This window comes from Exiguobacterium sp. s121 (genome assembly GCF_018617245.1).
Classification (GTDB): domain Bacteria; phylum Bacillota; class Bacilli; order Exiguobacteriales; family Exiguobacteriaceae; genus Exiguobacterium; species Exiguobacterium profundum.
This window is the reverse complement of sequence record NZ_JACSJV010000001.1, coordinates 672,351-685,863: the sequence shown is the minus strand read 5'-3', so window position 1 is coordinate 685,863 and position 13,513 is coordinate 672,351. Positions and strand designations below refer to the sequence as shown.

The window sequence follows — 13,513 nt, the reverse complement described above, 5'->3', positions numbered from 1 at the left end:
AATACCAAGAAAAGAAATCCGAGCATCATCACGAAAATCGCCTCCCCATTCATGCTTCATTTTCTATATTCCCGCTTCAGATTGTTTCAGAACCACTTCTGTCCATGCGTTCGAATAAATCGAAGTTCCTCTTGGTAATGATTGTAATGTCCTTCGTCAATCATCTTTTGGAAGGCGACGTCTCCTTCCGCAGCTTTTCGTTTCATCAAGAGACAGAGCGCTTCAATCCGTCGTTGTAACATATCGAACAAGTCGACCTCCGCTTGCTCCCAACCATAGGCTTCGAGAAACAACGATACACGCTCTTTATAGATCGCATCGTCTCGATCGGCATCATAATAGATGACTTCCCCTGTTTCAGCTTGATGGCGACGACTGAGCGGAACGAACGTATAAAGGGCATAGACGATATCCCAAGCTCTCGGACCTGGCGCAGCCAAATCAAAGTCGATGATTCCTGCCACTTTTCCTTCATGGAAAATTGTATTGTAGACAGCGAAGTCGTTATGACAGATGACCTCTAACGGTTGTGGTGTGTGATCGATTGGCTCCCATTCGGATGTCCATTCAAAATCGATTGACGCATCATGCAGTCGTCTCATCAAGCGCGCGACGTCTTGAATCGCCTCATCAGCCCACATATAGGATTTAAGAGGATAGTCTGCCGTCTCCCCCTCGATATAAGTGAGCACCTCTCTTCTTGTTTCATCGATACCGACAAAGCGTGGCACGCCAGACAGTTGCTTCGCCTCCAAATGCTTTAAATAGCAATGGATGCGTTCACTCCCCACTTTTTGCGAACGATAGACGTAGTTCCCTTTTCGATGAACGATGGATACGTTCCCGCCACTCAACCTTTTTTCTTGTTCATTCGATTGGTCCATCCAATCTCCCCCTACTTTTTATCAGTCACGTTCAGTATACAACACGAGGTCTCAATGACTAAGAAGTTCGACACAGAGCGTTCGCGTCCGTCAAAGCGGTACCGTGACTCTTGCAGGAAAGCATCGGTGCCGCAAAGACGGATAGACGACCAATCAGCTTTTCCACCGTTGATTAAACGGATATTCCACACACAAAAAAACAGGCCCGCCGATTGGCGAGCCTGAAACAATCAATTATTTTTTGAGGTTGTAGAACGACTTGATACCGTCGTATTTCGCTACATCGCCGAGCATGTCTTCGATGCGGAGAAGTTGGTTGTATTTCGCGATACGGTCTGTACGTGAAAGTGAACCAGTTTTGATTTGTCCAGCGTTTGTCGCAACAGCGATGTCTGCGATTGTCGCGTCTTCTGTTTCACCAGAACGGTGTGAGACAACTGCTGTGTAACCAGCTTTTTTAGCCATTTCGATCGCGTCAAATGTTTCTGTGAGCGTACCGATTTGGTTAACTTTGATGAGGATCGAGTTTGCGATTCCTTTTTCGATACCTTCAGCAAGTTTAGATGTGTTCGTTACGAAGAGGTCATCCCCAACGAGTTGAACTTTGTGTCCGATTTTATCTGTGAGAAGCTTGTGGCCATCCCAGTCGTTTTCGTCACAACCATCTTCGATTGAGAGGATTGGGTACTTGTCAACGAGCTCAGCGTAGAAGTCTACAAGCTCAGCAGTTGTGAGTGACTTGCCTTCGCCAGCGAGTTCGTATTTACCAGTTGATTTATCGTAGAACTCAGAAGATGCAACGTCCATTGCGAGGTAGACGTCTTCACCTGGTTTGTAACCAGCTTTTTCGATCGCTTCAAGGATAACTGTGATCGCTTCTTCGTTAGACTTCAAGTTTGGTGCGAAACCACCTTCGTCACCGACAGCTGTGTTAAGACCCATACCAGAAAGAACTGATTTGAGGGCGTGGAATACTTCAGCACCCATGCGGAGCGCTTCACGGAATGTTGGCGCGCCGACAGGCATGATCATGAACTCTTGGAAGTCCACGTTGTTGTCCGCGTGCGAACCACCGTTGATGATGTTCATCATTGGTGTTGGAAGTGTCTTCGCGTTGAATCCACCGAGGTATGTGTAAAGTGGGAGACCGAGCTCATCTGCTGCTGCGTGAGCTGCTGCCATTGACACACCGAGGATTGCGTTAGCACCAAGTTTCGCTTTGTTTGGCGTACCGTCGAGTTCGATCATTTTCGCATCGATTGCGTTTTGGTCGAATACATCGTAGCCGATAAGTTCTGGTGCGATCGTGTCGTTCACGTTCGCAACTGCTTTCAAGACACCTTTACCGAGGTAACGTGACTTGTCGCCATCGCGAAGCTCAACTGCTTCGTGCTCACCTGTTGATGCGCCTGATGGGACGAGGGCACGGCCGAAACCGCCGTCTTCTGTGAAGACTTCTACTTCTACTGATGGGTTACCGCGTGAATCTAAAATCTCGCGTGCGTAAATTTCTGTAATCATTGACATGAAAAATCGCTCCTTTTCGTTTGAAAAATAGTTGTATTATTTTGTAACGATTGACGAACCAGTCATTTCAGCTGGTTGCTCTCCACCGAGAAGGTGAAGAAGCGTTGGGGCGAGGTCGCAAAGCGCGCCTTCGAGAACTGGTTTCAGTTCGACTCCCTCTTTTGTGACGATACATGGAACAGGTTCCGTCGTGTGCGCCGTCATCGGCGAGCCATCCGGGTTCGTGACGATGTCCGCGTTCCCGTGGTCCGCTGTGATGATGGCCGCTCCACCTTTAGCAAGTAATGCGTCCACTACTTTACCGAGGCATTCGTCGACCGCTTCGATCGCTTTCTTCGTCGGCTCAAGCTTCCCTGAGTGACCAACCATATCCGGGTTTGCGAAGTTGATGATGTATGCATCATACTCATCTGACTCGATACGCTCGAGCAAACCGTCCGTGAGCTCATATGCGCTCATTTCTGGTTGCAAGTCGTACGTCGCGACTTTCGGTGAAGGGACAAGGAGACGATCCTCACCTTCAAATGGTTGTTCTTTTTGTCCGTTCAAGAAGAACGTGACGTGTGGGTATTTCTCTGTTTCTGCGGCACGGAGTTGTTTGTATCCTTGCGCAGAGAGTGTTTCCCCGAGTGTGTTTTTCAAATCTTCCGGTGGGAAGACGATATCCGTGTCGACCTCATCCGAGAACTTTGTCATCGAGACGAGCAAGATGTTCTCTGGATGTTTGCTTGAGAGTTCGAAGCCTTTGAAGCCTGTTTTCTCTTTGAACACTTTTGCGAGTTGGATCGCCCGGTCCGGTCGGAAGTTGAAGAACATGATGGCATCGTTGTCCTGGATTGTCGCGACCGGCTTGCCATCTTTTTCGATGACAGTTGGTAACACAAACTCATCCGTCAAATCGTTCTCGTAAGACTTCTGGAGAACTTCGACTGGATCCGTGCCAACTTCGCCTTTACCGTTTACGAGGACGTCGTATACTTTCTCGACGCGCTCCCAACGGTTGTCGCGGTCCATGGCATAGTAGCGACCAGACACGCTAGCGACTTGACCGACACCGAGTTCAGCAAGCTTTTCTTCTGTTTCCTTGAGGAAACCAGCTCCTGATTTCGGATCACAGTCACGACCGTCCGTGAACGCGTGAATGTACACTTTTTCGATGCCGTGGAGTTTTGCGAACTCAACGATGGCAAACATGTGATTGATGTGCGAGTGAATCCCGCCATCTGATACGAGACCCATGATATGGAGGCTCGAATCATGTTTCTTCACATGACCTGCCAAATGGTTCATCGCCTGACGGTCGAATAACGAACGGTCTTTGATTGCGTTGTTCACGCGTGAGAGTGACTGATAGACGACTCGGCCGGCACCGATGTTCAAGTGACCGACTTCTGAGTTCCCCATCTGTCCTTCCGGAAGACCGACGTACTCGCCTTTTGCGTTTAAGAGCGTATGTGGATACTGCTCCCAGTAGCGATCGAAGTTCGGTTTGTTCGCAGCCATGACTGCGTTTCCGAACGATTCGTCACGCATCCCGAAACCATCTAAAATGATGAGTGCGACTGGTCTAGCCATTTAAATCGCCTCCAACAATTTGAGGAACGAAGCGGCTTCAAGTGAAGCACCGCCGACGAGTGCGCCGTCGATATCTTCCTGTGCCATATACTCTTTGATGTTCTCTGGTTTTACAGATCCACCGTACTGGATGCGTACTGCAGCCGCTACGTCTTCACCGTAAAGACCTTTCACCACGTCGCGAACATATTTACAAGAGCTTTGTGCGTCTGCTTCGTCCGCTGATTTCCCTGTACCGATTGCCCAAACTGGCTCATACGCAATGACGAGTTGTTTGACTTGGTCAGCAGAAAGGTCAGCGAGACCGCCTTCGACTTGTGTTTTGATGACTTCTTCGAACTTGTCGCCTTCGCGCTCCTCGAGTGTTTCACCGACACAAACGATTGGCGTAAGACCGTGTTCGAACGCTTTTTTCGTTTTGCTGTTGATGAACGCATCCGACTCACCGAAGTACTCGCGACGTTCTGAGTGACCGAGGATGACGTAAGTCACGCCGAGGTCAGCGACCATCACTGGGCTGATTTCGCCAGTGTAGGCACCGCTATCTTTGTCGTACATGTTTTGTGCACCGAGCTTCAAGTTTGACCCTTTAGCTGCTTCTACCATTGGTGCGAGGAAAAGTGCTGGAGCACCAATCGCTGCATCTACTTTGTCAGTAGATGGGATGTTGTTTTTCACTTCCTCAACGAAAGCAACAGCTTCCGAGAGTGTTTTGTTCATTTTCCAGTTACCTGCAATAATCGGTTTACGCATCGATAACCCTCCTCTAAATTACTTGTCGTTCAACGCCTCGACACCTGGAAGTTTTTTGCCTTCCATGAATTCGAGTGACGCGCCGCCACCAGTTGAGATGTGACTCATCTTGTCAGCAAGACCAAACTTGGCTGCCGCAGCTGCTGAGTCACCACCACCGATGATTGAGTATGCATCGCTGTCTGCAAGCGCTTGAGCGACACCTTTCGTTCCGTTTGCGTATTTATCGAGTTCGAATACGCCCATCGGTCCGTTCCATACGACAAGTTTCGATTCGCGAATCGCGTCCGCGTAAAGTTCGACTGTCTTCGGTCCGATATCGAGACCCATGTGATCCGCTGGGATCGAGTCGATATCGACTGGGCCGACATACGTTTCTTCGCCGAATTCTTTTGTGATGACGCAGTCGACAGGCATCAAGAATTTCACGCCTTTGTCTTCTGCTTTCTTCATGAATTGACGAGCGAGGTCAAGCTTATCCTCTTCAAGGAGTGACGTTCCGACTTCGTGCCCGAGTGCTTTCGAGAACGTGTACGAGAGTCCGCCACCGATGATGAGTGTGTCAACGATGTCAAGAAGGTGGTCGATGACCCCAATCTTATCCGCTACTTTCGACCCGCCGATAATCGCCGTGAACGGACGGTCTGGGTTTGAAAGAGCTTTACCGAGAACTTCAAGTTCTTTTTCCATCAAGAGACCAGCAACGGCTGTGTCCACGTGGTGCGCAATCCCTTCAGTTGAAGCGTGTGCACGGTGAGCCGCGCCGAACGCGTCGTTGACGTATACGTCAGCAAGTGCTGCGAATCCTTTTGCAAGTTCAGGGTCGTTTTTCGTTTCACCTGGGTAGAAACGAACGTTCTCTAAAACGACGACATCGCCTTCAGAGAGGTTAGCGACCGCTTCTTCTGCGACCGGACCGTATGCTTCTTCGACGAGCGGTACATCTTTTCCGAGGAGTTCAGCGAGACGCTTCGCTACTGGAGCAAGTGAGAACTCAGGGTTCTTCTCGCCTTTTGGACGGCCGAGGTGGCTCGCAAGGACGAGTTTCGCACCACCGTCAAGCAAGTGCTTGATCGTTGGAAGTGCGGCTTGGATCCGAGTTTCGTCTTGGATGACGCCATCTTTGAGTGGAACGTTGAAGTCAACGCGGCAAAAGACGCGTTTCCCTTTTACATCGATGTCACGAATAGACTGTTTGTTCATAACTTTCGCCTCCATATGTCGTGCGTGTCATTTCATAAATAGAGCGGAGAACAATCTCTTGTTTCCGCTCCTATTTGATTCTATTTAGTTCACGAAATTACTTCGCGATGTTAGCGAAGTGCTTAACTGTGCGAACCAATTGTGCAGTGTAAGACATTTCGTTGTCGTACCAAGAAACTGTTTTAACGAGTTGCTTGTCGCCAACTGTCATGACTTTCGTTTGAGTCGCGTCGAAGAGTGAACCGTATGTGATTCCAACGATGTCAGAAGAAACGATTTCGTCTTCAGTGTAACCGAATGACTCGTTCGCTGCTGCTTTCATTGCTGCGTTTACTTCGTCAACAGATACTTGCTTGTCAAGTACAGTTACGAGCTCAGTGAGTGAACCTGTAGCAACTGGTACACGTTGTGCAGCACCGTCAAGTTTTCCTTGAAGTTCAGGGATTACGAGACCGATTGCTTTCGCAGCACCTGTTGTGTTAGGAACGATGTTCGCTGCAGCTGCACGCGCACGACGGAAGTCACCTTTCGGGTGTGGAGCGTCAAGCGTGTTTTGGTCGCCAGTGTAAGCGTGGATTGTCGTCATGAGACCTTCAACGATTCCGAACTGGTCTTGAAGTACTTTAGCCATTGGCGCCAAGCAGTTTGTTGTACAAGAAGCACCTGAGATAACTGTTTCAGTACCATCGAGGATGTCGTGGTTTGTGTTGTAAACAACAGTTTTCATGTCACCTGTAGCAGGAGCCGAGATAACAACTTTCTTCGCGCCAGCTTTCAAGTGAAGCTCAGCTTTTTCTTTTGAAGTGAAGAATCCAGTACATTCGAGAACGATGTCTACACCGAGGTCTCCCCATGGAAGTTCTTCAGGGTTACGGTTAGCAAGCGTGATAACTTTCTCTCCGTTTACGAGGAAGTGATCGTCGTGTACTTCAACTTCTCCGTCGAAACGACCTTGAGTCGTGTCATACTTGAGAAGGTGCGCAAGCATCTTCGTGTCTGTCAAGTCGTTGATTGCAACAACTTCGATTCCTTCGTTTTTGATGATCTCGCGGAATGCCAAACGACCGATACGTCCAAATCCGTTAATACCAACTTTTACTGCCATGTTAATTTCCTCCTTAGGGTAGAAGCTATTTATTGAAGAGCCAACGGGGGGTCAACTCTTTAATAACAAGTTAATAATTCTTTCGCCGCACCTTCGTCTGTGACGAGGATGATGTTCGACGTGTGTTTCGCATAAGCGGCGATTGCCTGTGCCTTCGATTTTCCTCCGGCAACCGCGATGACGGCATCCATGTCATCCAGCTCTTCGAGTTGGATTCCAACCGTCTTGACGCGATGGACGATCTCACCTTCAGCATTGAAATAATATCCGAATGCCTCGGCGACGGCGTCATGCCGTTCAATCATCCGCAAATGCTCCGGTGATGCGTGACGGCGCTTTGCCATCGTTTCTGCCTCACCAATTCCATGTACCACAATTCGCGCCGCTCTAATCATTTCCAACACATTTTTAATGCTAGGTTCCTCCACCATCCGGTCGAACGTTTCTTGTGATACTTCATCCGGAATATGTAGAAGATGATAGTCTGCGTGGGCCCGGTCCGCCATGCGTGAACAGACGGTGTTCGCCTGAAGTTCAAGCGTTTCGCCGAGACCTCCGCGTGCGGGCACGAAATGCATCGGGCGTTCTTTTTTATCGGGCGACATCATCGCCGCGACCGATGCCATCGTCGTTCCTCCCGTTACCGCAATCACATTATCATCCGGTGCGAGCCGCGCTTTTAGTTGCGTGACCGCCGCCCGTCCGATATCGCGTTGGACCCAGAATGTCTCATCCGAGTCACCCGGTACGATGACGACTTGGCGAACCCCTAATTTCTCTTCGAGCTCTCTTGCCACTTCTGAGATCCCAAGAAGTTCACCCATGATCTCGTGCAAGTCTCGTAAGACGTTTCGTCCCGTCTCACTGAGGGAAATTCCTTGAGTAGCGACGTAAAGAAGACCTTGATCTTTCAAAAAGTCGACTTCTCGTCTGAGTACCCGTTCGGTCAGTCCCAAGCTCGTTGCGAGTGTCCTGCGGCCAATCGGCTGCATCAAGCGGACATAATGTAAGATATCGTAACGATGTCGGAGCGTATCGAGCAGGTCAGGGACAATTTGCTTCTGAACGTGAATCAGTTGCTGGATCATGCTCATACCCCCTCGACTTTCAGTGTGGACAACTTTTGTCCCACTTTTTTATTTGCGTCCCACCGCTACGAGTTCATCTTATCAATCACTTTTCCGTCTGGCAACCCCTTCAAACGTTTTTTTTCGATGTAAGCGTATACTTAACAAAATCTTCAACTTTGTTGTCATCATATCGCCCTTGACTGATGACTACACCTTCATGTATGAGAACGGGGATTTCAAAGAGGTACTTTGCCTCGAGCACCTCATCCCCGGTGATGTCGATCTGTTCGAGTTCAATCGGGTAATCTTCCTGTAACCATTCGAGCATGACGACCGCCTCGTCACATAGTGAGCAATTGTCACGTTTATATAAAGTAAGTTTCATTTTCGTCATCCCTTCCATACCTGTCGCTCGCGCTCGCGCGAATTACCGAATCCAAGCTCTTCCCGATAGTTAGTCACCGTCCGCCGGGTCACTTGATAACCGTATCGAATCAATTCATTCGCAAGCGCCTGATCACTTTGTGGTGCCTTCTCTCGTTGAATCAGTTCTGCGAGTGCCCGTTTAATCATAAATGGCGAATGCCCGCGACTTGTAGACCGAACAAAAAAGTGTCGCCATTCCATGATGCCACTCTCGGTCTTGGCGAACTTCCCTTGGATGGCTCGTCCGACCGTCGATTCATGTTTTCCGATGAGCTGCGCGACCGTACGTCGGGTCAACGGATTAAGGACAAGTTCCCCTTTGAGCCACTCGGTCTGACGTGCTTCAATGATTGACCAAATCTCACGCAGCGTTTCGTTCCGCATCGAAAGGGACGTCATCCACCATTTCGCCTCACGGTCATTCCCGACACGCGTCTCGTCGAGTTCCGGACTAAGCCACGTCGTGACGAGTGTCCCCTCTTCATAGCGTACCTCGACTTCCGGAAACACGTGACCCGTTTCTTCATATAATAGAGGACGTTTCGGAAGTGTCGCGACGATTCGTTCGAGTCTTGCCAATTCCTCCTCTGAAATAGCAAGAGCAGTCGTCATCTGTTGAGGACTCACCCCACTCTCAATCGCTTCGAATACATCGACGATGCGAGGGTCCTCATGTTCGATCGCATGTCGATATTGACACTCCCGTTCTGTTCTCGCCCCGATCCCCGTCGGTTCAAGAAATAAAAGCGCCTGCCTCGCCTGTTCGATTCGAGTGACGTCGACACCGAGTCGTGTCGCCAACACCTCATTCGCATCCGGCAATAATCCCCGATGGTCGAGCAAGAGGACGAGTTGTCGTCGCAACGCTTTCTCATCCTCACTGCCGCTACCCTCATAAATCTGTGTGAACAGCTTCTCCTCAAACGAGCTCGCCGCATCTGCAATCCAATCGATGCTCCCGCTCCCGATTTGAATGTTCGTGTTATGTCGTGCAAGACGCGCAAGCCGGAATGCGAGCGCAAGACGGTCCGCCTCAAGGACCGGTAACCGCTGCACGAGGTCTTGCGTCATCTGTTGTTGCTGGATTTGTTTTTGCTCCTGCCGTTGCATCGTTCTCCCCCCTCTTTTCTATTGTATCGAACCCGCTTCCGTCGCGCTCAAAAAAGCTATGTGAACAGGATTGCTTTTTCAATAAAACAAATGTATAATAAATTCGTGTCACAGATATGCACCCGTAGCTCAGGGGATAGAGCACTGGTTTCCGGTGCCAGGTGTCGGGAGTTCGAATCTCTCCGGGTGTATCAGATGTAGAGGTCAGGCAGATTGCCTGGCCTCTTTTTCGTTTCACGATAAGAAAATCGTGGAATAGGTGAAAAACAATGACTATCGTTTGACCATCATTGACTATACAGGTATGATGAAATTACAACCTACATAAAGGAGGCAGATTCAATGTTAATTCCAACAGTTATCGAACAGACAGGCCGTGGGGAGCGCGCGTATGACATCTACTCACGCTTGCTTAAAGACCGCATCATCCTTCTCGGAAGTGCGATTGACGACAACGTCGCGAACTCAATCGTCGCACAGCTCCTCTTCCTTGCGGCTGAGGACCCAGAAAAGGACATCTCACTCTACATCAACAGCCCAGGTGGTTCGATCACAGCGGGTATGGCGATCTATGACACGATGAACTTCATCAAGCCGAACGTGTCGACGATTTGTATCGGAATGGCTGCATCGATGGGTGCCTTCTTGCTCCAAGCCGGTGAAAAAGGAAAACGCTTCGCATTACCGAACGCAGAAATCATGATTCACCAACCGCTCGGCGGCACACAAGGCCAAGCGTCAGACATCAAGATTCACGCAGAACGCATTATCAAGATGCGCGAGAAGTTGAACCAAATCATGGCAGAAAACACTGGACAGCCACTTGAAGTCATCGAGCGCGATACAGAGCGTGACTACTTCATGGCAGCTGACCAAGCGAAAGACTACGGTCTCATCGACAAAGTCATGACACGTTAATTTTCCGAAAGACACACAATCCTAATTGGATGTGTGTCTTTTTTATTGACTTCTGAAACCTGCAAGTTAAAAAGATATTGACCCTATTTTCTGAATAAGAGACCTATAATAAATAGGAATATATAGATAATTTAGACCAAATCGGGAGGTTTATTTTGAAAAAATTATTACATTTCAGTTCAATTATTCCGTTTGATGATTCGGATAATCATGCTTCATTACCGGAATATTGGATGCATTCACCTGAAGCCATATGTGCTCTTACTAAAGATGATGAAATTTGGTTCGTCAACCCTTCGTTCGAAAAGTTGCTTTCAGAATCCATCGAAGAATTTGTTGAAATACTGTCAAACGAATTGGACCCTTTTGCGGAATCCATAACTTCGTTACACGATGGGATTCAAGTTCGTCTTCAACCGTCGAATCGTCTATTTCAATTGATGCCCGTCCCTATTTCTGTTCACCCTGAGATTACCTTGGTGTTCTCGGTGATAGAGCGAACATATGAAAATGAGCTCGCACAAGAACGCATGCGCTTTGATGCTTATCGTCAAGTCTTCGGCGACATTCACGGTCTCGCCCTCTTTGAGTTCAATTTAGAGACTCACTATTTCGAGACATTTGGATCATTGAAAGATATGTTCGGACTTAGCACTATTTCATCGGATACACATACACCGCTACTCTTCAAACAGTTACTCCACCCAGATGATTTAAATGTGTATTTAAAGATTCTTGGTGAGTTGATGATCGACCCTGAGATTGAGATGCGGGAGTCTGTTGTTCGAATCTTTCATTTAGAAGAATCGCAATACCACCATTATGTTGTACGTAGCCATTTATCTATGGATCGAAAACTACTTACATGCGCGGTGATGGATCAATCGGTCTACCAAACTGACAATGAGAAGATTGAGAAATTCAATCAGTTTATCGAAGCCGGGATGATGGAGTTTGATTTTCAGAGCGATACGTTCCAACACGTTTCTCCTGGCCTATTCCGTATGATTGGATTTGAGATTGAGCCTTCTGATATCACGCTCGAATTTTGGAAGCAGTTTCTTCATCCAGAAGATTTGGAACGACTCACCTCATCACGTCATGAGACGTTACAAGGAGAATCCGCTACTTACATATATCGTGTTTATGTAAAGGATGAATTGAAGTGGGTGGAAGAAAAGCGTGAACCTATCTGGGATCAGAATAAAAATGTAACCGGTTACCGTTCCTATTTGAAAAATATTACGCGACTGCAAGAACAGGAGCAAGAAATCACCACATTACGGACAGTGGACCCGATTACGGGAATTGCCAATCGAGATACGTTAAAGACACATATCGAAGAACTATTAGAAGAGGCGCAATCCGTCACGATGATTGGAATTTCCTTCAACCACTATGCGGAGGTCAAACAAACACTAGGCTTTGAATTAGCAGATGAATGGAATGCCGTAACGATCGGCACGCTCCAACCTTACGTTCCTGATGATGCCTTATTAGCTGTCATTCATGAAGATTTATATTGCATCGTGATTCCTAGTTATTGGACCGATGAGAGAGTCCGGCGTTTCGGTGAAAAGTTGACCACCTTGTCCGAACGCGCTTACAGCATCAGTGAGTATGAAATCTTCCCACACGTTTCCGTCGGTGTCTGTCGCTCCCCACATGACGGGATGACAGCGAACGAACTGATTGCCCATACCGTTCAGGTGACAAATCACGCTTACACACAGGGACATTCCAATCTGGCGTTCTATTCATCGAGCGTTGACTTGCCATCCTTGCGTCGCTATACGTTGATCAATGATTTACGCACCGCCATCAAAAATAGGGAGCTGTTTGTTGTCTATCAACCGAAAGTCCATGCGTGGACCGGTGAAATTGTTGGCGCTGAGGCACTGATGCGCTGGACACATCCAACTTGGGGACCTATCTCGCCTGCTGAATTTATTCCGTTGATTGAGCACAACCAACAGATTGTGGAATTGACGGACTTTTTAATCGAGGAAGTCTGTCGATTTATGAATCACCTACCGACATGCATCCCGATTTCAATAAACATCCCGGCTTCCTATTTCTATCTAGATAACTACATGCAACAACTTCAACAATCCTATACGAGACACAACATCCTACCTCATTATTTAGAAATCGAAATTCCAGAATCGACGCTATTGGAGAACCGAGATCGAATGAAGTCCGTGTTTGAGACATTGAATGCATTCGGCATCACCGTGTCATTTGACGACTTCGGTACCGGTTATTCTTCACTCGCGTACGTACAGGATTATAATATCCAAATCATGAAGATCGACCGAATTTTCGCACACGGCATCCATCAAAATGTGAAATCACAAGCCATCGTCCGTAGCTTGATGTATATCGCAAAAGAATTTGGCATGGATATCGTCGTCGAAGGTGTAGAATGTTTCCGTGATTTGAATTGGTTGCGGGACCATGGTGTCCAAACGATCCAAGGTTATCTCTTCAGTCCACCGGTCGAGAGCGAGCAGATGATTCGTCTCCTTGATCAAACGTATTTGCCTCCGACGGAAGTGAGTTCACTCGAGGGCCATACGATGCTGATTCCCGTTCAAATGATTTTTTCTCGCATCCAATCGTTCACGTCCGATTTGGGTCGAGCACCTGCTCTAGTGTCAATGGAAGATCGTAAGTCGTTCAAATTATATACGACCTTGTTTTTACCGCCGAACGATTTTTTACAGTTCTCCATTCTGATGAAATCGCAGGACCAACCGATTCCTGTCAACATCATCGGAACTCCCGACTTCGAGGATGGGATTTACACATATGAATTAGAGCCAATTGAACAGAGTTTACTAGAGGACGCTACTGAGCACGCCTTCCATCTCACTCCGGAGCAAGCTAAAAATACGTTACATCTCCATCATTTCCTCTAAAAAAGAACGCATCGATGGATG

The 13,513-nt window shown here is 48.0% G+C and carries 11 protein-coding genes and 1 tRNA gene; 3 read left to right on the top strand and 9 right to left on the bottom strand.

Annotated features, from left to right (window positions below; translation table 11 throughout):
* Positions 1 to 86: 86 nt before the first annotated feature.
* From KOG47_RS03550 to KOG47_RS03510, 9 genes are all read right to left on the bottom strand, one after another.
* On the bottom strand, positions 87 to 884 hold the full coding sequence (locus tag KOG47_RS03550; protein ID WP_215243772.1) for a phosphotransferase enzyme family protein: 798 nt from the start codon (positions 882 to 884) through the stop codon (positions 87 to 89).
* 234 nt (positions 885 to 1,118) lie between these two features.
* Positions 1,119 to 2,411, bottom strand: a complete 1,293-nt coding sequence (gene eno, locus KOG47_RS03545; protein ID WP_012726908.1) for a phosphopyruvate hydratase — start codon at positions 2,409 to 2,411, stop codon at positions 1,119 to 1,121.
* A 36-nt stretch (positions 2,412 to 2,447) separates the two neighbouring features.
* Positions 2,448 to 3,986: a 2,3-bisphosphoglycerate-independent phosphoglycerate mutase gene (gene gpmI / locus KOG47_RS03540; protein ID WP_214690655.1), complete on the bottom strand. Its 1,539-nt coding sequence runs from the start codon at positions 3,984 to 3,986 to the stop codon at positions 2,448 to 2,450.
* Positions 3,987 to 4,739 (bottom strand): triose-phosphate isomerase, encoded by a 753-nt coding sequence (gene tpiA / locus KOG47_RS03535; RefSeq protein ID WP_078147302.1) that lies wholly within the window; start codon positions 4,737 to 4,739, stop codon positions 3,987 to 3,989.
* 18 nt (positions 4,740 to 4,757) lie between these two features.
* Positions 4,758 to 5,942, bottom strand: coding sequence for a phosphoglycerate kinase (locus KOG47_RS03530; RefSeq protein WP_074036297.1), 1,185 nt, complete (start codon positions 5,940 to 5,942; stop codon positions 4,758 to 4,760).
* 97 nt (positions 5,943 to 6,039) lie between these two features.
* Positions 6,040 to 7,047, bottom strand: a complete 1,008-nt coding sequence (gap, locus tag KOG47_RS03525) for a type I glyceraldehyde-3-phosphate dehydrogenase (RefSeq protein WP_012726912.1) — start codon at positions 7,045 to 7,047, stop codon at positions 6,040 to 6,042.
* Between the two features lie 59 nt (positions 7,048 to 7,106).
* The gene (locus KOG47_RS03520) at positions 7,107 to 8,135 is read right to left on the bottom strand and encodes a sugar-binding transcriptional regulator (RefSeq protein WP_084543053.1); all 1,029 of its coding nucleotides are present in this window, start codon (positions 8,133 to 8,135) and stop codon (positions 7,107 to 7,109) included.
* Positions 8,136 to 8,244: 109 nt separating this feature from the next.
* Complete coding sequence (locus KOG47_RS03515; protein WP_230872831.1) at positions 8,245 to 8,502, bottom strand: glutaredoxin family protein; 258 nt, start codon at positions 8,500 to 8,502, stop codon at positions 8,245 to 8,247.
* 5 nt (positions 8,503 to 8,507) lie between these two features.
* Complete coding sequence (locus KOG47_RS03510; RefSeq protein ID WP_215243771.1) at positions 8,508 to 9,653, bottom strand: RNA polymerase factor sigma-54; 1,146 nt, start codon at positions 9,651 to 9,653, stop codon at positions 8,508 to 8,510.
* A 118-nt stretch (positions 9,654 to 9,771) separates the two neighbouring features.
* Here KOG47_RS03510 and KOG47_RS03505 point away from each other — a divergent pair.
* From KOG47_RS03505 to KOG47_RS03495, 3 genes are all read left to right on the top strand, one after another.
* Positions 9,772 to 9,844: transfer RNA gene (locus KOG47_RS03505), tRNA-Arg, on the top strand.
* 151 nt (positions 9,845 to 9,995) lie between these two features.
* Positions 9,996 to 10,571: an ATP-dependent Clp endopeptidase proteolytic subunit ClpP gene (clpP, locus tag KOG47_RS03500; protein WP_012726916.1), complete on the top strand. Its 576-nt coding sequence runs from the start codon at positions 9,996 to 9,998 to the stop codon at positions 10,569 to 10,571.
* Positions 10,572 to 10,726: 155 nt separating this feature from the next.
* On the top strand, positions 10,727 to 13,492 hold the full coding sequence (locus KOG47_RS03495; protein ID WP_215243770.1) for a putative bifunctional diguanylate cyclase/phosphodiesterase: 2,766 nt from the start codon (positions 10,727 to 10,729) through the stop codon (positions 13,490 to 13,492).
* The last annotated feature ends 21 nt before the right edge of the window (positions 13,493 to 13,513 follow it).